Annotated in this window: 16 protein-coding genes and 1 pseudogene; 11 read left to right on the forward strand and 6 right to left on the reverse strand. The window is 38.8% G+C overall.

Features of this window, described 5'->3' with window-relative positions:
• Positions 1-6: 6 nt before the first annotated feature.
• Positions 7-1,557: an L-glutamate gamma-semialdehyde dehydrogenase gene (pruA, locus tag MHH87_RS01240; protein ID WP_340747536.1), complete on the reverse strand. Its 1,551-nt coding sequence runs from the start codon at positions 1,555-1,557 to the stop codon at positions 7-9.
• A gap of 198 nt (positions 1,558-1,755) precedes the next feature.
• Between pruA and MHH87_RS01245 the strand changes: the two genes are divergently transcribed.
• From MHH87_RS01245 to MHH87_RS01270, 6 genes are all read left to right on the forward strand, one after another.
• The gene (locus tag MHH87_RS01245) at positions 1,756-3,111 is read left to right on the forward strand and encodes a sigma-54 interaction domain-containing protein (RefSeq protein WP_340750844.1); all 1,356 of its coding nucleotides are present in this window, start codon (positions 1,756-1,758) and stop codon (positions 3,109-3,111) included.
• 293 nt (positions 3,112-3,404) lie between these two features.
• Positions 3,405-4,742 (forward strand): RNA polymerase factor sigma-54, encoded by a 1,338-nt coding sequence (gene rpoN, locus MHH87_RS01250; RefSeq protein WP_340747537.1) that lies wholly within the window; start codon positions 3,405-3,407, stop codon positions 4,740-4,742.
• The gene (locus MHH87_RS01255; protein ID WP_340747538.1) at positions 4,742-6,115 is read left to right on the forward strand and encodes a sigma-54 interaction domain-containing protein; all 1,374 of its coding nucleotides are present in this window, start codon (positions 4,742-4,744) and stop codon (positions 6,113-6,115) included. The genes rpoN and MHH87_RS01255 overlap by 1 nt, the downstream gene beginning before the upstream one ends.
• 421 nt (positions 6,116-6,536) lie before the next feature.
• Positions 6,537-7,712, forward strand: coding sequence for an amidohydrolase (locus MHH87_RS01260; RefSeq protein WP_340747539.1), 1,176 nt, complete (start codon positions 6,537-6,539; stop codon positions 7,710-7,712).
• A gap of 118 nt (positions 7,713-7,830) precedes the next feature.
• Positions 7,831-7,965 carry a hypothetical protein gene (locus MHH87_RS01265; RefSeq protein WP_340747540.1) on the forward strand — a complete coding sequence of 45 codons (135 nt, stop codon included), beginning with the start codon at positions 7,831-7,833 and terminating at the stop codon, positions 7,963-7,965.
• Positions 7,966-8,526: 561 nt separating this feature from the next.
• Positions 8,527-9,987 carry an IS1182 family transposase gene (locus MHH87_RS01270; protein WP_340747541.1) on the forward strand — a complete coding sequence of 487 codons (1,461 nt, stop codon included), beginning with the start codon at positions 8,527-8,529 and terminating at the stop codon, positions 9,985-9,987.
• A gap of 189 nt (positions 9,988-10,176) precedes the next feature.
• Here MHH87_RS01270 and MHH87_RS01275 read toward each other — a convergent pair whose 3' ends face one another.
• Both MHH87_RS01275 and MHH87_RS01280 read right to left on the reverse strand, forming a co-directional pair.
• Positions 10,177-11,346: an MFS transporter gene (locus MHH87_RS01275; protein ID WP_340747542.1), complete on the reverse strand. Its 1,170-nt coding sequence runs from the start codon at positions 11,344-11,346 to the stop codon at positions 10,177-10,179.
• Between the two features lie 229 nt (positions 11,347-11,575).
• Positions 11,576-12,406 carry a MerR family transcriptional regulator gene (locus tag MHH87_RS01280; RefSeq protein ID WP_340747543.1) on the reverse strand — a complete coding sequence of 277 codons (831 nt, stop codon included), beginning with the start codon at positions 12,404-12,406 and terminating at the stop codon, positions 11,576-11,578.
• 277 nt (positions 12,407-12,683) lie between these two features.
• On the opposite strand from MHH87_RS01280, the gene MHH87_RS01285 reads away from it, so the two are divergent.
• Positions 12,684-13,109, forward strand: coding sequence for a VOC family protein (locus MHH87_RS01285; RefSeq protein ID WP_340747544.1), 426 nt, complete (start codon positions 12,684-12,686; stop codon positions 13,107-13,109).
• Between the two features lie 325 nt (positions 13,110-13,434).
• On the opposite strand, the gene MHH87_RS01290 is transcribed toward MHH87_RS01285, so the two are convergent.
• Positions 13,435-14,622, reverse strand: coding sequence for a YbfB/YjiJ family MFS transporter (locus MHH87_RS01290; protein WP_340747545.1), 1,188 nt, complete (start codon positions 14,620-14,622; stop codon positions 13,435-13,437).
• Between the two features lie 98 nt (positions 14,623-14,720).
• Between MHH87_RS01290 and MHH87_RS01295 the strand changes: the two genes are divergently transcribed.
• Entirely contained in the window at positions 14,721-14,903 is a 183-nt protein-coding gene (locus tag MHH87_RS01295) for a hypothetical protein (protein ID WP_340747546.1), read from the forward strand.
• Positions 14,904-15,102: 199 nt separating this feature from the next.
• On the opposite strand, the gene MHH87_RS01300 is transcribed toward MHH87_RS01295, so the two are convergent.
• Positions 15,103-15,540, reverse strand: a complete 438-nt coding sequence (locus MHH87_RS01300) for a DUF2269 family protein (protein WP_340747547.1) — start codon at positions 15,538-15,540, stop codon at positions 15,103-15,105.
• 376 nt (positions 15,541-15,916) lie between these two features.
• Positions 15,917-17,191, reverse strand: coding sequence for an L-lactate MFS transporter (locus tag MHH87_RS01305; protein ID WP_340747548.1), 1,275 nt, complete (start codon positions 17,189-17,191; stop codon positions 15,917-15,919).
• 958 nt (positions 17,192-18,149) lie between these two features.
• Here MHH87_RS01305 and MHH87_RS01310 point away from each other — a divergent pair.
• The 3 genes and pseudogenes from MHH87_RS01310 (at position 18,150) to MHH87_RS01320 (ending at position 21,913) form a co-directional block, all read left to right on the forward strand.
• The gene (locus MHH87_RS01310) at positions 18,150-18,758 is read left to right on the forward strand and encodes a flavin reductase family protein (protein ID WP_340747549.1); all 609 of its coding nucleotides are present in this window, start codon (positions 18,150-18,152) and stop codon (positions 18,756-18,758) included.
• A gap of 166 nt (positions 18,759-18,924) precedes the next feature.
• Positions 18,925-19,540 (forward strand): annotated as a pseudogene (locus MHH87_RS01315) (transposase); the annotation flags it as partial.
• A gap of 267 nt (positions 19,541-19,807) precedes the next feature.
• On the forward strand, positions 19,808-21,913 hold the full coding sequence (locus tag MHH87_RS01320; RefSeq protein WP_340747550.1) for a methyl-accepting chemotaxis protein: 2,106 nt from the start codon (positions 19,808-19,810) through the stop codon (positions 21,911-21,913).
• Positions 21,914-22,065: the final 152 nt, after the last annotated feature.

A 22,065-nucleotide genomic window follows, 5' to 3' on the forward strand; every position in this document is an offset into this window, starting at 1 on the left:
AAAATATTAAAACGTTTCTGAAATTGATTTTGCTTGTAAATGTAATTGTAAGTAGTCTGGAGAACCTGCTTTAGAGTCAGTACCAGACATGTTGAAGCCACCAAATGGTTGGTAACCAACAATAGCAGCAGTACAGCCGCGGTTGATGTATAGGTTACCTACATGGAATTCACGTTTTGCTTGTTCAATGTGAGCAGCGTTTTGTGAAATAACAGCACCAGTCAGACCGTAATCTGTGTTGTTCGCTACTTTAATTAAGTGATCGAAGTCAGTTGCTTTAGAAATCGCTAATACTGGACCGAATACTTCTTCTTTCATTAAACGAGCATCTTCGTGTACGTCAGCAATGATTGTTGGTTCAACGAAGTAACCAGTTGAATCATCCGAACCGCCACCAAGGACTAAGCGACCTTCGCCTTTACCAATTTCAATGTATTCTTTAATTTTGTTAAATGATTTATCGCTAATTACTGGACCTACGAACGTATCGCCATTCGTTGGATCACCCATTTTAAGCTCTGAAGCAAGTGCTACAACTTTTTCAAGTACTACGTCATACACATCTTGGTGGATAACAGCACGAGAACAAGCTGAACATTTTTGACCAGCATAACCGAATGCTGATTTTACGATGGATTGTGCAGCTAAATCTACATCCGCTTCGCTATCAACGATGATTGTATCTTTACCACCCATTTCAGCGATTACACGTTTTAACCAAATTTGGCCATCATGTACTTGTGCAGCGCGACCGTAAATACGGCAACCTACAGCACGAGAACCTGTGAATGAGATGAAACGAGTTTTGATATGATCTACTAAGTAGTCACCGATTTCAGCGCCGCTACCTGGTAAGTAGTTCACTACGCCATCAGGAAGACCAGCTTCTTTTAATACCTCCATGAATTTAGCAGCAATAACTGGAGCTGTTTCAGCAGGTTTTAATACAACTGTGTTACCAGTTACAACTGCACCTACTGTAGTACCAGCCATGATTGCTAATGAGAAGTTAAATGGTGGGATTACGATACCAACACCAAGTGGGAAGTATGTGAATTCATTATGCTCACCTGGGTTATGTTTAACTTCGCCGCCTTTAGCTAATTCAAACATTTGACGACCATAGTATTCTAGGAAATCGATACATTCAGCTGTTTCGCCATCCGCTTCAGCCCATGGTTTACCGACTTCTTTTACTAACCAAGCATTGAATTCGTGTTTACGACGGCGGATGATCGCAGCAGCACGGAATAAAACGCCAGCGCGTAATTCAACTGAAGTGTTTTTCCACGTTTCAAAGCTAGCTAGAGCAGCTTGGATCGCTTGTTCAGCAATTTCAACAGTTGCGTAATATACGCGACCAATGATTTCTGATTTATTAGCAGGGTTAATTGATTCAATAACGTTTGAGCTTTCAACTGTTTGGCCATTAATGATGATTGGGTAAGTTTGACCAAGTTCACTTTCAACTTTTTTAATAGCCGCTGTAATTTCAGCAGTAGCTTTCGCGTCTTCTTGGAATTTTGTTAGTGGCTCATGTTTGTATGGATTAGGCAAGAATAACACTCCTTTTATTGTTGTACTTTTCTATAAGCAATTTGTGTGCCAACTTTGAAAAGGCGGAAAATTAACATTTCATTCGTAATGGTGGAATATTTTGCGCAAAAAAAATTGTCATTACCTCTTTTTCGCCAAATAATTTTGCGATATGATAAGAGAGAGGTGATTTTTTTGAAAAAAGAGAAAATTATTTTAATGAATAAGCTATATGAAGAAATAATTGAACGGGTGGACGTCGGCATTCATGCGGTGGATGAGGCGGGGCGCACCGTTATTTATAATAAAAAAATGCGGGAAATGGAATCGATGGAAAAAGAAGATGTGCTGTATAAAGATATGCGGGATGTTTTTCAGTTCCAGGAAAACCAAAGCAGTACACTATTGCATTCGTTGCATGAGGGCGAAGAAGTAATTAATGTAAAGCAAACGTATTTTAATAATCGCGGCGTAGAAATTACAACCGTCAACCAAACCTTCCCGATTAGTTTGGACGAAAAAATTTGTGCAGCAGTTGAGATCGCGACAGATGTAACGAAAATGGAAAGGCTTATGCGAACGAAAATTCGCCAGGTGGAGTCAAAAATCACATTTGACCAAATTATTGGGAGTAGTCAGCCGCTACGAGAAGTAATTGAAGTAGCAAGAAGGGCCACGCGAACGAATTCCAATGTCCTCGTTATTGGGGAAACCGGAACAGGGAAGGAATTATTTGCTCAGAGCATTCATTCGGAAAGTCAGCGAGCAAACGCCCCTTTTATTTCGCAAAACTGTGCGGCATTGCCAGATACATTAATAGAAGGCATTCTTTTTGGAACGACAAAAGGTGCGTTTACTGGAGCGATTGATAGTCCAGGGCTTTTTGAACAGGCGCATGGGGGTACGCTCCTGCTAGATGAGCTGAATTCACTTAATATTACGTTACAGGCAAAGCTTCTGCGGGTGCTTCAGGAGAAAAAAATAAGACGTGTTGGCGGCTCAAAGGAAATTCCGATAGATGTTCGCATCATCGCAACAATTAATGAGGACCCAATTGATGTCATCGCTACGAATCGCTTGCGAAAAGATTTATACTACCGCCTAGCCGTGATTACGGTATTTATCCCACCGCTGCGCGAGCGAATTGAAGATATCGAGGTGCTCGTAAGGCAGTTTATTGCAAAATATAATCATTTATTTGAAATGAGTGTACAGACGGTATCGGATGAAGTGATGGCGCTTTTTACGACGCATCCATGGCCGGGAAATGTACGAGAGCTTGAGCATGCAATTGAAGCGGCGATGAATTTAATACACCATGAAAAGTTTATCGAATATCACCATTTACCTTATCAATACCGGAAAGCAGTCGGGCAACAAGCTCAACCGACAGTAAAAGTATTGCCCCGTATTGAAACGCATCAATTAACAGAGCAACTAGCTGTATTTGAGAAGTTAGTTATTGAACAGACGCTTGTAGAAAATGCGGGTCATATTACTAACGCAGCACAGAAGCTTGGACTTAGCCGTCAAAGCCTACAATACCGGATGAAGCGGTTAAATATTAAGGTTTAATAAAGGGACTTTACCAAAACATGTACTTTACTTTAAAAGAAGGTGCACTACTTTATAGGCACATGAAACGGAAAGCGACCGCCTGGAATGGAATGTGCTGTCAAGTTCAGATTTTGGTGTAGAGCCTTAATAAAAAATACTCATTTTGCATAAAAATATTTGAAAATATTTAATTTTCAGCATACTATTTTAGTAGATAAGAAAGTATAACTTTCTTATCTACCTAAGTAAGGACATCATCTCGCCCTATTTTGGGCGAGATGTGTCTTTCTAAGTAGAGAAGGAGGGGTTGTATGGAATTGTCGATGCAGTTGCAACAAAAACAACAATTAAATCTAGCGCTTACGCCGCAGCTAAAGCAATCGCTCGATATTTTATCGTATTCCATGAATGACCTCATTACGCATATAAAAGAGCAGGCTGAGGCCAATCCATTAATGGAGCTTGAACCTTCCCCATTGCTTGAAACGACGCTAGATTTAGCACGTATACCGGTGCAAGGAACAACCTTTGCAGAATCAAATGAACTGCCGTTTCAAATCACGGCAAATGAACAGTCGTTGGAGCTTGTTCTAATGGAACAACTCGCTATGCAAAAGCAGCTGACACAGCTTGAGAAACAAGTCGTCCTGTATTTCATTCAAAACTTAAATGATTCCGGTTATTTGCAATGTGAATTGGAGGAAGTGGCCGATGAATTTACACTTCCATTAACAGCCTGTGAGGAACTACTTAAGGTGCTGCAAAGCTTTGAGCCAGCAGGGATTGGTGCACGTACGGTACAGGAATGTCTGTTACTCCAGCTACGAAATCAAAAAAATATCCCGCATTATACAAACCAAATTATTGTCGATCATCTAGACGAGCTAGCAGGCAAGGAGTTTGATCAGCTTGCTGCCATATATGAGATTTCACTAAATGAAGTGGCTCAAGTGCTCGCTTTTATTCAAACGCTCAACCCGCGTCCTGTATACGAAGTAGCGCCTCGTGAAATTCAATACATCGTGCCGGATATTATTGTAGAGTCTTTTGGGGATGAATTTGTTATTCGCATTAACGATCTATATATGCCGCAAATTTCGGTGAATCATTATTATGAGGAGCTGTTACAAGAAAATGCACAGGTTGCGGATTATTTAAAAGGGAAGTTATCCGAGGTGCTATTACTAAAAAAAGGAATTGAGCAGCGCCACGAGACATTATATAATGTTACAAAAATTATTTTAGACTACCAACAAGCTTTTTTAACAGAAGGAAAGAAGGCGTTAAAGCCACTGCGTCTTAAAGATGTGGCACAAGTTACTGGACTTCATGAATCGACGATTAGTCGCACAACGCGCAGTAAATTTATTCAAACGCCACATGGGACATTTGCGTTAAAAATATTTTTCGTTCGCGGTCTCCCAACAGAAGACGGGACACAAAATTCTGTTTTACACATTAAAGAAATGATTAAGCAGATTATTGCACAGGAAAATCCGCTAAAGCCCTATTCAGATCAAAAAATAACGAGTCTTCTTGTGGAACAAGGCATTGTCATTGCTCGGAGGACAGTCGCGAAATATCGGGAACAACTCGGTATTGCTCAGTCAACAAAACGAGAAAAAAATAATTCGAAGGGGGTGTATTAATGATTCAGACAATCCCGAATTTCCAATTATTATCAGATTATGACGATGTACTAGTAGCCGATGAGCATGGAAAGGTGATTTTCTTTGACCTTGCCGATGCCCATATTTTAAAGCTAATCGGCGTACGCCCGGAAGATTTTTTAGGGAAAAAAGTGACGGCACTCTATCCAAATTTACCAGCAGAAAAAAGTACTATTATGCATGTGTTACGTTCAGGAGAACCGCTGCCTGCGGTAAAACAACATGTCGAGACTTTTAGTGGACAGGAAGTAGCGATACATAGTGCCACTTACCCAATTTGTGTAGATGGAAAAATCATTGGCGCCATTGAGTTTTCGAAGCACTACTATGAGTTAGGGGATATTGATTACGTTAATCAAAAAGCAAAGCATCCTATATACCGAAATAATAATACGCTTTACACGGTAGAGGATATTATGACACATAATCCGAAAATGCAGCTCATCAAGGAAAAAGTGATACAAATGGCAAAATCACATTCTGCTGTTTTAATTTATGGGAAAACAGGGACGGGTAAAGAAATGGTTGCTCAAGCAATCCATAACGCAAGTAATCGTTTTGATAAGCCATTTGTTGCACTTAACTGTGGGGCAGTTCCGGTAGGATTAATGGAAAGCACACTATTTGGAACAGTTAAAGGAAGCTTTACAGGTGCAAATGACTCTTCTGGGATTTTTGAGCAAGCAAAAGGTGGTACGGTATTTTTAGATGAATTAAACTCTCTTCCGTTAGATATGCAAGTAAAACTGTTAAAAGTAGTGGAAGAAAAACGTGTGCGTCGCCTTGGTGGACAAGAAGATATGCAACTCGACTTTCGGATTATTGCCGCAACGAATGAACATCCCTTTGAACTCATAGAGGGAGGTAAGTTACGTGAGGACTTATATTACCGCCTAAGTATTTTGCAAATCGATTTACCTACATTAAAAGAGCGTCCTGAAGATATTGAACTTCTCACGAAATATTATATAAATCGCTATAACGATATCATGCATATTCGAATTTTAGATATTGAAGAAGATGTATTGGATTGCTTTAAAGCGTATCATTGGCCTGGGAATATTCGTCAGTTAAAAAACTCGATTGAAACAGCGTATCATAATGTTCAGTCGACGCTGTTGACGCTTGAGGACGTACCTGACACGATTAAAAATAGTCACTTATTACAAAATAAGAATGATATTAAGAGAAATGATGCACTTTCATTAAAAGAACAATTGGAGCAAATAGAAATCGCCATCATTCAGGAAAGTTACGTAAAATGTGGTGAGAATATATCACAAACAGCGAGGTCATTGAATATTTCCAAGCAAACGCTACATTATAAAATGCAAAAATATAAATTGATATAAACAAACGTAAATTTTTTTTGACGAATTTGTCTGAGAAATTTTACGTTTTTTTATTTTGTTCTAAGAATATTCTAATAAACTAAAGAATTCGTTCATTATTTTTGTAGCATAAAATTGGCACGGAAATTGCTTAAAATAAATTAACAGAAAGTACTCTTAAAAAAGAGCCTAGCAGAAAAAGAGGGCACTGAAAAAAACCGAAACGGAATTTCTACATAGTATTTTTATGCTTCTGCTTTATTTTATTCAGAAAGCATAGGTGAGGAGGCTCACCACCACACGCGAAAAAGCGAGTGCCAGCGCACCAATGACCTATCACTATGTTGCTGATGCTTCGTAGAAATTTTAGTAGGAATCAACTTTATCAGTGCCTTCATTAAAGGTGAGTTAGTTTTTGATAAGAGTGGAAAGGGTGAATAATATGCAGGCAGTCACAGATAGAGTGTCAGAAGTATTTAAAGAGGTGGTTGAATGGAGACGTCATCTTCACGCAAACCCAGAGCTATCTTACCATGAGGGGAAAACCTCACAATTTATTTATGACACACTAGTTTCAATAGGCGGGCTAGAAGTTACACGACCAACAAAATATAGTGTAATGGCAAAATTAAAAGGCGGTCAGCCAGGTCCAGTTTTGGGGATTCATGCACATATGAATGCACTGCCGATTAAGGAAGATACGGGTCTAGATTATAAGTCAACCGTAGATGGTGTTATGCATGCTTGTGGTCATGACGGGCATACAGCCATGCTTCTAGGGACAGTGAAAATATTACTTTCCATGCGAGAACAAATTAAAGGAGAAGTGCGCTTCTTTTTCCAACATGCAGAGGGATTTTTTTCAGGTGGTGCCCCTGAAGTGGTCGAGGAAGGGGGCATGGAAGGTGTCGATACAGTCATTGCCGCGCATCTAATAATAACGCAAGAAGTGGGCACATTTGGTATTGCTTATGGTCCTACAATGGCAGCTCCAGACGGCTTTTATTTAACGGTAAAAGGGAAGTGCGACGCTGGAATTGGAATGCCTCACGATACAATAGACAGCATTGCCATTGGTGCGCAGGTCGTAACGAATTTACAACAGGTAATTTCAAATACTACGAATCCACTTGAACCCGCTATGCTATCAATTGGAAAATTTATTGGCGGAGAAGCAATGAATGTTATTGTGAACTCCGTAGAAATCTCAGCAACAATTCGTACATTTAATAAAGAAGTTCGTGAAGAAATGCCAACTTTAATAGAGCGGGTTGTAAAAGATATTACTGAAGCACACGGCGCAACTTACGAACTTGAATATTTAACAGGCTATGAACCAGTCATTAATGATTACAAAAAAGCAGCCGTTATGGAAAATGTCATCATTGGGCTTTACGGCGAGGAATGTTTCGCACGCTTTGCACCAAATATGTGGGCTCAGGATTTCTCGGCATTTATGCGAAACACCCCGGGATGCTATTTCTTTATTGGCGCAGGGAACAAAGAAAAAGGCATAGTGTATCCACATCATCATCCTAAATTTGATATTGATGAAGAGGGTATGCGCTATGCTATGGAGATTTTGGTTGAGGCAGTTTTCGCATACAACAATGTTTAACTAGAAATACATATAGGAAGATAGGGGAGACTGTATGAAAAAGGTACTAGAGCAAGGGATGATTACGTCAGTAGAGCAGGAAGAAGTAAAGGTTGCGTAAAATAAAGGTAAATTCACGATGCCGCATATTTATGTTATTTTAGTAGGATTAATGGTTATTGCCTATATCGCAACAATTATTATTCCTAAGGGTTCATTTGAGCGTGTAGAGGGACCAAGCGGCTCAAATATTGTTGTGCCAGGATCCTTTTAATTTGTTGAAGCAACTTATTTAACGCCAGACCGTATGACAGCAACGGGAATGGTGCTATTCAGTTTCATTATGCTACCGGTGTTCATCCCTGCGATGTACGGACTTGGAGATTAGTAAAAAAATAAAAAAAGCGACTCCATAAGCAGCATTAAAATCTGCGATGGAGTCGTTTTTTAAGAGATAAGAAAGTATAACTTTTTGATAATGTCTAGGCATTCGCGCCGCACGCTCGAGGTCGCTTCGATCCCTCGGGCGAAAGGAGGGCACTGAAAAAGTCCTTCAGCTATAAGTAAGAGCGTCCAAGAACGGAAATTCGTTACTGGACGCTTTTTTTCTTCGATGCCGTTGATTTCCATTCCGGCGGACGCTTTTCGCGGGCACGGCTCCAGCCTTCTCCCTCGCTTCGCTCAGTCCGGGTGCTTCCGCTCGTGCTGTTCCCGCAGAAGTCGCCGCCTCCATTCCAATCAACTGGAACTACTTTCATCACAAGAAGGGCTCTTCCCTCGTATAATCGCACACATTTCTTGTATAATTAAAGTACTAATAAAAGGTGGTGCGACCATGATTTCTAAACAGGAAACATTCAATTTGAGCCCGTACATGGCGTTGTACGATTTAATTATCCCAAAGGACAATATGCTTCGCCAAATTAATGAACTTGTGGATTTCTCATTTATTCTAGACGAACTAAAATCGAAATACTGTTTAGATAATGGCCGTAACGCGATTCCACCGATTCGTATGTTTAAATATTTACTATTAAAAGTGATTCATGATCTATCGGATGCCGACCTTGTCGAGCGTTCAAAATACGATATGTCCTTTAAATATTTTTTAGAGATGGCACCAGAAGATGATGTAATCGATTCAAGTTCACTGACAAAATTCCGTCGACTTCGTCTCCAAGATGTGAATTTAATAGATTTACTGATTCAGAAAACAGTTGAAATTGCCTTAGAAAAAGGGCTACTACTAAGTAAAATGGTCATCGTTGACGCTACCCATACAAAGGCTCGTTATAATCAAAAATCGCCAAAAGAATTTTTACAGGAAAAATCTAAAAATGTACGTAAAGCCGTGTATCAACTCGACGAAAACATGGTTGGAAAATTCCCTGAGAAGCCTACGTCAAATGAAGTCACAGAAGAATTAGATTACTGTCGTCAAGTAGTTGAAGTGGTGGAAACGCAATCAAAGGTTGCACAAATCCCGGCTGTGAAAGAAAAATTAAATGTTTTAAAAGAAGTGATTGATGATTATGAGAATCAGTTAAGCTATTCAAATGATCCCGATGCGCGGGTTGGACATAAGTCGGCTGACTCGGCTTTCTTTGGTTTCAAAACGCATATTGCGATGAGTGATGAACGAATTATTACGGCTGCGGTTGTGACAACAGGTGAAAAAAGTGATGGTCATTATCTTCAAGAACTAGTTGAAAAAAGTAAAGAGGCAGGTATGGAAATTGAAACGGTGATTGGTGACGCCGCTTATTCTGCGAAAGATAACTTACAATATGCTAAATCAAAAGAGCTCCAATTAATTTCAAAGTTAAATTCAGTCATTACAAACGGTAGCGGACAACGAAAAATCGAATTTGATTACAATAAAGATGCTGGTATGTTTGTCTGTCCAGCTGGGCATCTAGCTATTCGAAAGGCACTTTCTAAGAATAAAAATAAGAATAAAAATCCGAAAATGGCATTTTATTTTGATATTGAAAAATGTAAAGTCTGCCAGATGCGTGAGGGCTGTTATAAGGATGAGGCAAAAAGTAAAACCTATAATGTGACCATTAAATCAATTGAACATGAAGAACAAGCTGCTTTCCAAGAAACTGATGCATTTAAACAGCTTGCGAAAAACCGTTATAAAATAGAGGCGAAAAATAGTGAATTAAAAAATCCGCATGGCTATAAAACAGCCATATCAGCGGGTTTATTTGGCATGCAAATCCAAGGTGCCACAACGATATTTGCGGTGAATCTCAAACGAATATTGAAACTGCTAAATGAAAAAGTGTAAGTAATAGACAAAGAAATAAGGCACTTTCCGTTCGATTCGAACAGAAAGTGCCTTATTCTTATTTGAAAAACGAAACCATCATAAAAAACGTAAGTTTTTCAGTGCCCTCGGCGAAAGTGGTGGAGCGTTTACTTTCGCTTCGGGCTCGCAAGCAGCTGTCGCGTGCAAACGGGCGCGAATGCGCTTTTCTTAATGACCTATATTGTCTGGTTGTTTCCAAACAAACGTAATACCCACACCAATCACGAGCACAAAGGTTGCGAAATAGTACGGATAGTTCAAATCAATATCAAACAAAATTCCGCCTAAAATGGGTCCGAAAATATTTGCAAGACTCGTAAACATGGAGTTCATGCCTCCTACAAAGCCTTGTTCTCTCCCTGCAATTTTTGATAAATACGACGTAACGGCAGGGCGGAATAAATCAAAGCCGACAAATAACACAAATGTCGTCAGTAAAATCGCCAAATACGAATCAACTAGCGTCATCACAAACACAAATACTGCCGATAAAATTAAACTATAACGAATTATCGCAATTTCCCCGATACGTGTTGCGAGGCGGTCAAATAATAGCACCTGTGCCACCGCACCGACAATCGCACTACCTGTAATAACAATCGCAATATCTTTTGGTGTAAAGCTAAACTTGCGATCCACAAATAGGCTAAAGAATGATTCGAATGCAGCCAGACCAAAAGACGATACAAAAATTAATATAAACGCGATAAAATACATCGGTACAAAAATGCGGCGGAATCCAGACGCTTGCTGTTGGATACCGGATTCCTCTTCATTGCGCTCAGGTTCTTTTAGAAAAACAAGCGATAAAATAGCCGCTACCGTACCAAGAACGGCAGCAAAGAAAAATGGCACACGCGTACCCAACTCTGCTAAAAATCCGCCAATTCCAGGACCAATAATAAAGCCTGTACTAATGGCGGCAGACATAAAGCCAAGTGCTTTTGGACGAGTTGCCAACGTTGTTATATCGGCAATAAATGCTGTAACTGCAGGCATAATAAATGCGGCACTTATACCACCTAAAATTCGCGAAAGAAACAATATTTCGATTGTTTCTCCTAATCCGAATAATAACTCTGAAAAGCCGAAAATAAATAAGCCAATAACAATCATAATTTTACGGCCAAATTTATCAGTTGCCTTCCCTGCAAAGGGCGACAAAATTAATTGTGTAATTGCAAACGCTGCTGTTAAATAGCCAATAGTGGCACCACTAATTTGCAGCTCGTTCATAATGGTTGGTAAAACCGGTATAACAAGTCCAATCCCTAAAAATGCGATGAATAAATTTGTTAGTAAAATTGTTAAGGTGACCTTTTGTTCCTTTAAACCCATATAGTATTTCTCCTTAATCGAATCGTTTCATTTAAGTACTCAATACTAAAGTAAACCCTATAGCGACTATAGAGTCAACGTTTTAACTTTACATTCTATTTTTAGTAGGAAAAAGACACGAATCACCGCAAAATAGGGTGTTATGCTGTCCTTTTTTATGTGGATATGCTTACGTTGCACTTACCTATTCAATAAGAAAAGAAGGATGTCTCTTAACAAGACATCCTTCTTATAGAAGTTTTACCTTTAACTCTACAATAAATTCATCTGCCCGAGTTGGCGAAAAATTGGTTGGCATAAAGATTTCATAGACGATTGGGTGGACTGCTAATTTATTTTCTTCAATATAGTGATGCAACTTTTTGTATTGTTCGAAATACGGTTCCAATGAGAACATAAATGCTATGCAAATATAGCGCCCAGCAGGAACGACATCTTCTGCCATATCCACTGTTAAATTGATAATGGCACGATCTGTAATAAGCGGTGTAAATACATTTTCGTACAAAATGTCATCGATTGTTTCATAGGATTTCAGTTCAAACATACATCCGTATCGACTAATCATCGCACTACCTTGTTTTTCTAAAATTTTTTTAAGGGAGTTATAGTAAGTATTTGGAAGATGGCTAGGTGTTAAATTAGTTGTTGCGATTTTCAATATGTGCGTAGCTTCTTCCTCTTTTTCGTGTACTTCATTAAAAATGGTCATTTCAATTTGATCCTTCATTTGCTTCTTCGTTTTTAGAAGACTAAGTTGAATTTCAGTTAACCGGTGTAACCGTTCCTCGATGACCGCTTCATGCTGTTCTAGAAAGGTAAGGAGCTCGCTTGGCGTAAATCGCTGCGCCTCTTTTATTTCTTCCAGCGATGTCCCCAGGTGTTTCAACGATTTAATAAAATCCAAATAAAAAAGTTGCGAGTCTTTATAGTAACGATAATTCGTTTGTGGATCGACATGGGAAGGCTTAAATAATTCAATTTGATCGTAATAACGAAGTGTCTGAATCGATATATTCGTCAATTTCGCCACTTCGCCAATGGAATAATATTTCTCCATAGGTAAGCCTCCTTTTTAACTCAATTGTAAAATGCGGTGGATTAAAAGTGCAAGTAGGGGATGTATATAATAAAAAACACTTGGTCAATTAGGCTTTTCCATACATTTTTTTGACTTAAGAATAATAAAGTGTGTTTGTAAAACGCGAATTGGGGAATATACAGTTGAGGAGCATCAATAGTTGCAGGAAAGGAACGAATGTTCTATTATAGGAATGTAGTAGTTTTTACATTCTAAGGCAGCTAAAATTTAAATGAGCAAAAGGAGTGTATTTCAAATGGCTATCAACCCTTATTTAATTTTCGATGGTGAAGGCAAAGAAGCGGTGACTTTTTATGCACAGGTATTCGGCATTGAGCAATATCCGCTTATGACGTTCGGTGATTCTCCACAAGATCCTAGCTATACACTTCCAGAAGAAGCGAAAAATCTTGTGATGCACGCAATGTTAGAAATTAACGGTGCGAAGCTAATGTTTTCAGATACATTCCCAGGCCAACCTTTTCTGAAGGGCAACAATATTTCACTGGCGTATGTATCCTCTGATGAAGCGGAGAATGTACAAATTTTCGAGGCACTTGCCAAAGGTGGCGACATTATTATGCCACTACAAAAGACATTTTGGAGCAAATCGTACGGAAGTCTGAAGGATCGCTATGGAATTGAATGGCAAGTCAGTTTAGAAGATTCAACTGAAGCCTAATCAAAGGAGGATTTCCCAGCTAAGTGCGGGGAAATCCCTTTTTGGTACATAAGTAAGCACATCATCTCGCCCCATATTGGGCGAGTTGTGTCTTTCTAATATTCCGATTGCCCTCTCAGTTTAGCCACTTCACTAAGACGAATACAAAGTGATTAAAAACGCCTTTGGAAGTCGTGGTTGAGAGTTAAGTAGTTAAATGCCAGGACATTTGCATGTGGTAAAAGTTCGTTTGACGTAAAATATCCGATGTTATCGAATGAAATTACATTAACTTCTAGTGCTGTGATATTAGCAGATTGCATGGATAAAAAATCGTTGTCTTCTGTTAAACAATCTCCCCAGCTTCCATTTCTTTTTCCGCTGCGCGGCTACTCCACCAATACCCAACAAGTAAAATGACTAGCGCCAACGCCACAATAGATCCTGCAAAAATTAGGGGCGCCTTGAAGCTTGCGAAGTGAGTTTCTAATTTACTTGCAATAACGGGTCCGACAATTTGTCCAAACGCATAAAAGGTTGTCAGCATGGATACGACAAAGACACTTTGCTTCGGAAACAGCTGACGCCCGTAGCCGGTTGACATGGTCACAAGTCCAACGAACGTAAAGCCGAATAAAAAGGCAGAAAGTAGTACGCTCCACACCGTTTGTGAAAGCACCGGAAGTAAAATTCCAAATACTTGTAGCGCATATGCAATTGCCATCATCGTAATTGTTGAAAAGCGCGACATTAAATGCATCCATAGCGGGGCAGAGGGGATGGCGGCAAGTCCTACAACAACCCAACTGTAGCCTGCGAATGCCCGCAAATCTTCAATGTTGTAAATAATGTCAACTAAAAACGTTCCGGTAATAATATAGCCGAGCCCCTCTAGTCCATATGCTGCGATTAGCCACGGCATAAATCCGCGCCAAATGTTCGTATCATCTGTTTTCATGACCTTTTCAGCATCTCGCACATGAATATTTCGCCATAAAAATAGCGTCGTACATAAAAATAATGCTGATAAAATCCCGAGCCCGATCCACGTACCTTCCCATGAGACAATTGCCTCAAGAAACGGAACAAATAATCCAGAAATCGCAATGCCAAGTCCGATGCCACTAAACACATAGCCGCTCCAACGTGTGAGCAGGTTCGCCGCTAAATAATCCATGACAATGCTCGATGTTAGCACAAAAATAATGCCACCTGTTGCGCCCGCGATGAAACGCAGGATGATCCACAGTGCAAAGGAATGCGTGAGCCCCATAATGATAATCGATGTCACATTGATTAGGACATTTGCAATAACAAGTTGTTTCTTTTTCCTATAAATAAAGCCCGCCCAAAGAGCGCCAACAAAATAGCCAACATAATTACTTGAAGCGAGCCACCCCGCTACTTCAAATGATAGGCCTTCATCCACCCGCATAAACGGAAGAATTGGCGTAAATGCAAAGCGGCTAATGCCCATTGCCACAACTAGAAATAAAATCCCCCCGAAAATCACACCCGCATGTTGCCGTGTCATATCATTTCCCCTTTGTCGAACGTTAGTATGTATCTATAATTATTTTAACATTCCGAAAGTTTCGGGGGTATAGTATTTATTTACTGCTAAAAGCATGTTTGAAATTCGATGACAAGCATTATTTAGCTGTTACGAATTCTTTAATGAAGGCAATGGATATTCAGCAGGAGGATTGGATTTGTGAAAACGGTGATATTTGGTATCGAATTGCGACGGATTACACTTATAAAGGCGGGGATTTTAAGCATCTAGCGCTGGAGGATTTAATTATTTCATATTAGCTTTGGGCACAAATAGATGGAATAAAATTGCCGTTACTCGATAGTTTCATCACATCAAAAGCATGTTTTTTATTAAATGAAAACGTAGGCTAGACAACGGATTAATAAGCGGGGGTACTTGCAGAAAGGGCGGGAAGAATTAAAAGATGCTATATGAAAACCAAGCGCAAAGCAATTAACTCTGCTTTGCGCTTATTCCCTACCAAAAATGAGGTTTTGCCACCATCAACCACAGTAAAATGCTCATTAGTGAAATATATTTCCACGTGGCTGTGGTCATCATCGAAATAAATTTTTCCTTTGTGAATTCCGTTGTATCCACTAAATTCATTGCAGGCTTAAAGGCGCGCGCTAAAAATAACAACGTACACATCATAATGATGAACGTTAAAACAACCCATGAAGTCGTCCATGACCAGCCACCGAGCCAGATGAGGATAAGCCCTGATGGTACGAGCACACGTCCACCATTGGAGATTGCCTTCAATATGCCCTGCAATGATAAAATAAAGCCTTCCGTTTGCGAAGTGTCTGTTTTTTTCATGCGATTTAGTAGAGGGAAAATCCCGAATAGGGGACCAATCGAGATAATCGCACTTAAAATATGTATGAATAAAAATAGTTTGTAAAATGACAAGCTACTCAAAACCTTTCAAATAATTCTATTCATAATTGTAACAACGATAAGCATTATTTTAAATAGAGGCTTTCAATTAAATTAAGTAATAAAGGCACCTAGCAAAGTAGAGAGGGCACTGAAAAACATGCATTTTTATAATGACGAATCTTTTTCAGTTAAAGACAAGGCGCTACTTGTTCATTTTTGAACAGGAAGTGACTTATTTCTTTCTCTATTTCATTTCTTTTGTTGCCTGAAGTGGCACAAGGCTCGCCCCCAAAAAAAGCGTTCGCCGCAACGGATATTCAACGACATCGAAGAAAAAAGCCAGTTCTTGAACGATGTCTCGTTCAAGGACTGGCTAAAATACTTTATAGACTTTTTTAGTACCTTATTAGTGAACTGGTGTTGCACTTTCTCCATTTGCAGAAGCTTTTGCTTTTGCAGCGGCATGTTTTTTGCGAAGTTTCGCTACATCTGCGCGTAGCCAAATCGAAATACCAAATGAAATAGCAATTAAGAAGCTAAATAAATAGAACACTGGAATATAGCTGTTTGTTGCTTCTTTAATTGTAGAAACGATGATCGGACCAAAGATACCACCAAGTGACCATGTTGTTAATAAATAACCATGAATGACACCAAGTTGTTTTGTACCGAATAAGTCAGATGCAAATGCTGGTAAATTCGAGAAACCACCGCCGTAACAACTAACTACTAGGAAAATGAATAATTGGAATAGAATAACGTTCGTTGTAAATGGCAGCGTTAAGAATGCCACTAATTGAATTGTAAAGAAGATAACGAATACGTTTGAACGGCCGATATAATCCGATGAAGCTGCCCAAAAAAGGCGACCACCACCATTGAATAAGCCCATTAAACCAACCATTGCGGCAGCAGATGCTACGGATAAACCAACAACTTCTTGTGCCATTGGAGACGCAACTGAAATCATCATTAAACCAGATGTTACATTAATTAAATGCATAGCCCAAAGCATCCAGAACTGTTTTGTTTTCACTGCTTCACGTGCTGACATTTGCGCAATTTCTTGTGATTTTGTACCTTTTGTTGATGCTTTTGCTTCTTCTACATCCCCCGGTTTCGGCGGTGCAATATAAAGGGCGCCTAAAATCATTAATACAAAATAACTAATACCTAAAATAAAGTATGTAGTTGAAATACCAACAGAAGCCATTAAATTAGTGGCAACTGGCGCTGTAATCAGTGAGCCAGATCCAAATCCAAGTACAGCCATCCCTGTTGCAAGACCACGACGATTAGGGAACCATTTAACAAGCGTTGAAACCGGTGCAATATAACCAATCCCCATCCCTAAGCCACTAAGTAAACCATACGTCAACCAATATAAAACAACCGAATCCATTGAGATGGCTAACCCTGCGCCACCTTGTCCAAGGCCGAACAATACGGCAGCAACCATTGCTGATTTACGAGGCCCAAGTTTTTCAACGAGACTACCGAACATTGCTGCGGCAAATCCAGCAAGCCCCATCATAATTGAAAAGGCGATAGTAATTTGTGATGGTTCCCAACCAAGTTCAGTAGCAATTGGATTTTTATACACACTATATGCATAGGCTCCACCGATTGATAAGTGAATTGCTATCGCGGATAATGCTATAAGCCAACGATTTTTTTTCATCATTTTCTCCCCTATCTCTAGAAAATTGTCACTTAATCTATAATTTTCTGTTATTAGTGTTTGTGACTAATTTTTGAACGTTCTTGAGTCTAACTTACCACCAACTTATTATGTTAGGCAAGTGAAATTTTGGAGATTCATTATTTCGCTAAAGTAAATAAATTTTGTTTAAATAAGGATTTTCGCTATTTTTGTAGCGAATGTTGTTTTGATTTGGAGTGTGAAAACGTTATTATATCAAGGTTTTTCTAGATTTTAGATGAATTGAATTATTATTGGAATGTCATGTATGTTAGAAAAAGGAAAGTTATTGTTTAAAGGTAAAATAACACATTATATCTACTTATTGTATTGAAATAACTGTTTTATTTCTAAATTTTCTCTATCGGAAATTATTTGATTTTTACGATTTTACTTTTGTCTAAATAATATAACAGATAGTAGTACAACGAAATGGAAGTTGATTTATTATTTATACATGAAGAAAGATTGGTATTATGCAGTTTTTGAAATGGATATTGATGTTTAAAATGGTAATTATTAATAGTGGAGTAGCAATTGTATCATCTGTTTATAACAGTTTTTTGTAAAGAAATAAAAAAAGCTGAAAAAAGGGTTTTCGAATAGATAAATTACCTGAAATACTATTTTTACTAATTCTAGATTTTTATTAAAGAGGAGAGAGCGCGTATTTTCGTTGTATTAAAGTGTATTATTACACTCGTTAAATGCACCCTATTTACTGAAAATTGTGATGTATAAAAATACGAAGGGGGTTTAATAAGAAGTAAAGGGCTTGTATACTAAAAAAGAACAGTCTCTTTTTAAAATTACACAATGGTGGAAGCTTCCAGAATAAATAAATACCGATAAAATAACTACTATATAATGAAACAAGGCGTACATAATAGATTTTTGGCGAGGCGCCATTACTTTAACAGAGGAAGGACGGGACTTAATGATTGCCATTGACCCAAAGCAACTAACTGAACGTGAAAACTATAAATTTTTAATTGGCTCGATTATACCAAGACCAATCGCATTTGTGACGACACAATCGCAGGAGGGAGTGGTGAACGGCGCACCGTTTAGCTTTTTTAATATTGTTTCATCTAATCCACCGATGATTTCTGTTAGTATCCAGCGCCCAGGTGGACATGTGAAGGATACAGCGCGAAATATTTTAGCGGGGAAGGAATTTGTCGTGCATATTGTGGATACAGACAATGTTGAAAAAATTAACGAAACGGCAGCGAATTTACCACCAGAGGAAAGTGAGATTTTGCGTGCGGGGCTAACACTTGTAAACAGTACGCATGTAAAGGTGCCGGGGGTGAAGGAATCGAAAGTACGTATTGAATGTGTACTCGAACAGGCACTAGAGTTAGGCGGGGACACGGAGCCGGGCTGTGACTTCATTATTGGGAAGGTTGTGCAGTTCCATATTGACGAAGCAATTTGTGAAGAGGGGCGTATTGATCCGCACGAGCTAGGGGCGGTAAGCCGTTTAGCTGGCAATGATTACGCAGAAATAGGCAAGGTATTTACAATGGAACGACCGCAGTAAAAGGAGCAGCTCGTTCAGGGATTTTTTCTGAATGAGCTGTTTTTTAATTTAAGAATAAGAAGCCTGAATTATTCACCGATTTATCTAGATAAGCTACTAAAGCCGAGTTCCTCATCTTTTTCACCAAATGTTTATGCATAAAATAAAATGAAAAAAGAATCCTAACAACGAAAACTTTCCAGAGACGACTCCGTTTATTTGTAGAGATAGTGGTTTTGCGTTACCTGCTTTGTATGACATTTGTAAAAAGGAAACGGTTTATTACGTCATTTGTTTAAAATCAAATGCCGTTTTACCACGACTTGCAGAGGAGTATCAGCCTTTCACTGCGCCTTCTGATAGCAAAAAGAACGAATACTATTTTGAGGAAACGATCTATCAAACAAAAATATGGTCTAAACCAAGAAAAGTAATGATCCAATCCCTTCGTCCGGCGCGTTACCTGCTCTTTACCCATACGTTTTTTGTGACTAATTTAGTAGAGGCTTGCACTCCGGAGGCAATTATTCGTACGTACTAAAAAAAGAGGTACAATGGAGAACTATATCAAAGAAGCAAAAAATGGTTTTGGGTTAGATAAAATTACTAGCCATTCTTTCCAAGTAAACAGGGCTAAGGCAATGCTGAGTCTCCTTGCTTATAATTTCACTAATTGGTTATGTACCATGTATTTTCCAAAATGACAAAAGCAGATGTAAATTCAGACCATTCGTACACGCCTTGTGAAAGTCGCTAGTAAATTAGTGAAGTCAGGACGATCTCTTTACTTCAAGTTATCTTCCTGTCTCTAAAGGTGATGTAAACTGTGTGGTTTTGCTTTTTTACAGTGGTCGTCTAAAGAAGGTGAAAGAAGTGAAGGCCTCTGACGGATGTAACCGATTTACGCTAAGGCATAGTCAGTCAATAGTTCAGTGCGCTCAAAAGCTTCGTTATGTTTTAAATTTTCTTTTAATTGATCCGATATTTATGCTGATTGAGATAAATCTATTATTGTGGTACATATACCTATACCGTATGATTAATTTAAAAGAAAAGTGGGGGTGTTTGTAATGAAAAAATCCAAAAGTATTGCTTTTAAACTATCTTCTTTAATCATAGGATTGTTTTTAGTGTTATTTATTACCTATACTTTTTTCACGAGTTTCATTCTTTATAATCAGAGTGTAGATGATTCGGAAAACGCAACACTTCTAAATGCTCAATTTTCTGCTGCGAAGATGAGCAAACGTTTTAAGGAAGCAAATGACACATTACAGACAACTAAGCATATAATTGAAACGATGCAAAACGATAGGAAACTCTCTGCTGAAGAAGTTTTGCATATACTTGAAACTAATTTAGCGAAGAATGATGATTTGCTTGCTGTAGCAGCTGTTTTAGAAAAGGATACTGCAACAGTTGAGCCAACTATTGATGCAAATTTAATAGATGCGAATAATCGCTTTGTACCTTATTTAGTAAAAGAGAATAATCAAATATTAACAACTCCTTTAGAAGAAGGATTTGAAGAATCGGAAAGTGCGGAATGGTACTCAGTGCCAAAGAATGAGGAGCGATCGGTACTAACGGAGCCTTATGATTATGAGGTAAATGGTAAAATGATTTCCATGACAACAATCTCAGTACCGCTAGTAAATTCTTCAGGAACATTCTTTGGGGTGTTAACGGCTGATTTATCCATCGATTTTTTAAAGGGTTTGGTTGATTCCATTAAACCGGATGGCGGATATGCAGGAATAATAACTGACAAAGGCATATTAACAGCTAATAGCATTAACGAGAAGTTAGATGGAACAAATATGCAGGATGCCATTGATTGGACAGGCGTTAAAAATGCAATGGAAAATGGAAAGCCAGATAGTATTTATGTGGATTCTAAGCAACTAGGAGAAAACTCATTTAATGCTTTTGCCCCTATGATTCTAGACGGAATTGACGATACTTGGTCGGTTCAATTAGTACTACCAAAATCCAAAATTCTAGAAACCTATAATCAGGTTCTTGTATTCACGGTGGTAGCAGCCATTGTCATGGTCCTTTTAATGGCGACTGTCAGTGCAAGGTTTATATTTAAACAATTAAAGCCATTGAAGCTTTTGGGAGAATCAATTGAAACAGCAGCAGAGGGAGATCTAACTAAAAAAATAGATAAAAAATATATTAAATCAGATGAAATTGGCGCAGTTGCATTAGCTTATAATAATATGCTAGACAAAACGAATCATGCCATACAGACTGTGTTGAATTCTGCGACAATGCTCAATCAATCATCCAATCACATTCATGCAGCTTTTAACGAAATCGTAGCTTCTAGCCAAGAAGTTTCCGTAGCAATCAATGAAATTGCACAAGGTGCTTCGAAGCAATCCGAAGATACGGAAGTAACAAATTATCGCATGATCGATTTATCTGATCAAATCGATGCCATTACAATGCTATCGAATCAAATGGACGAATTGTCAAACAAAACAAGAGCCACTACAGACAAAGGGATGAAAGAAGTCGAAAGTTTGCGGGAACGTAATGCAGAAACGAATGAAATGAATGGAAGAATACAACAGCAAATTGAATCACTAGCCTCCAACATTGCAAACATCCATCAAGTTATTGCATCCATTCAAGGTATTACGGAGCAAACAAATCTGCTTGCACTAAATGCAAGTATTGAAGCTGCTCGCGCTGGAGAGCATGGTAAAGGCTTTGCCGTGGTAGCAGAGGAAGTTAGAAAACTGGCGGAACAGTCAAGAAAAGAAACCGAAGTCATTAAGACAACCGTGGAAAGTATTTTAGAGGACTCCAAACAAACAGTCTCAGTAATTTCCTCCAATGTCGGCTTAATGCAAGCTCAAAATGAATCAGTTCAAAGTACGGAATCGGCATTTAAAGATAATAGTGAGCTTTCTAGTTCTATTGCAACGGCAATTAATGAACTACTCTCTGAACTCTCTAATATGTTGAATCATAAAAATCAAGCAATGATGGCTATCCAAAGTATCTCAGCTATTTCAGAAGAAACAGCTGCTTCAGCGGAAGAGGTAAGTGCGTCAGCCGTTGATCAACAAGCAGAGCTAGAGAAAGTAGCAGATTCCATCAATAATATGAATCAAATTGCACATGAGTTACAAGCGGTTGTCAATCGATTCAAACTCACTTAATCAATTAGGTACTCATGTAGAAGCAAAAAGCAAGGCTGCCACCTAAAGTCAGGGACACTTGACTTTGGGTGGCAGTCTTTTTCGTTCATTTTAATTAGGAACAGAGAGGATAAGCGCTGCACTGGTAGGACGCCGCCCCGCTCAGGTAAGTG

Origin of the sequence: Solibacillus sp. FSL H8-0538, from assembly GCF_038003525.1 — a bacterium.
In the GTDB taxonomy this organism is placed as follows: Bacteria; Bacillota; Bacilli; order Bacillales_A; family Planococcaceae; genus JBBOPI01.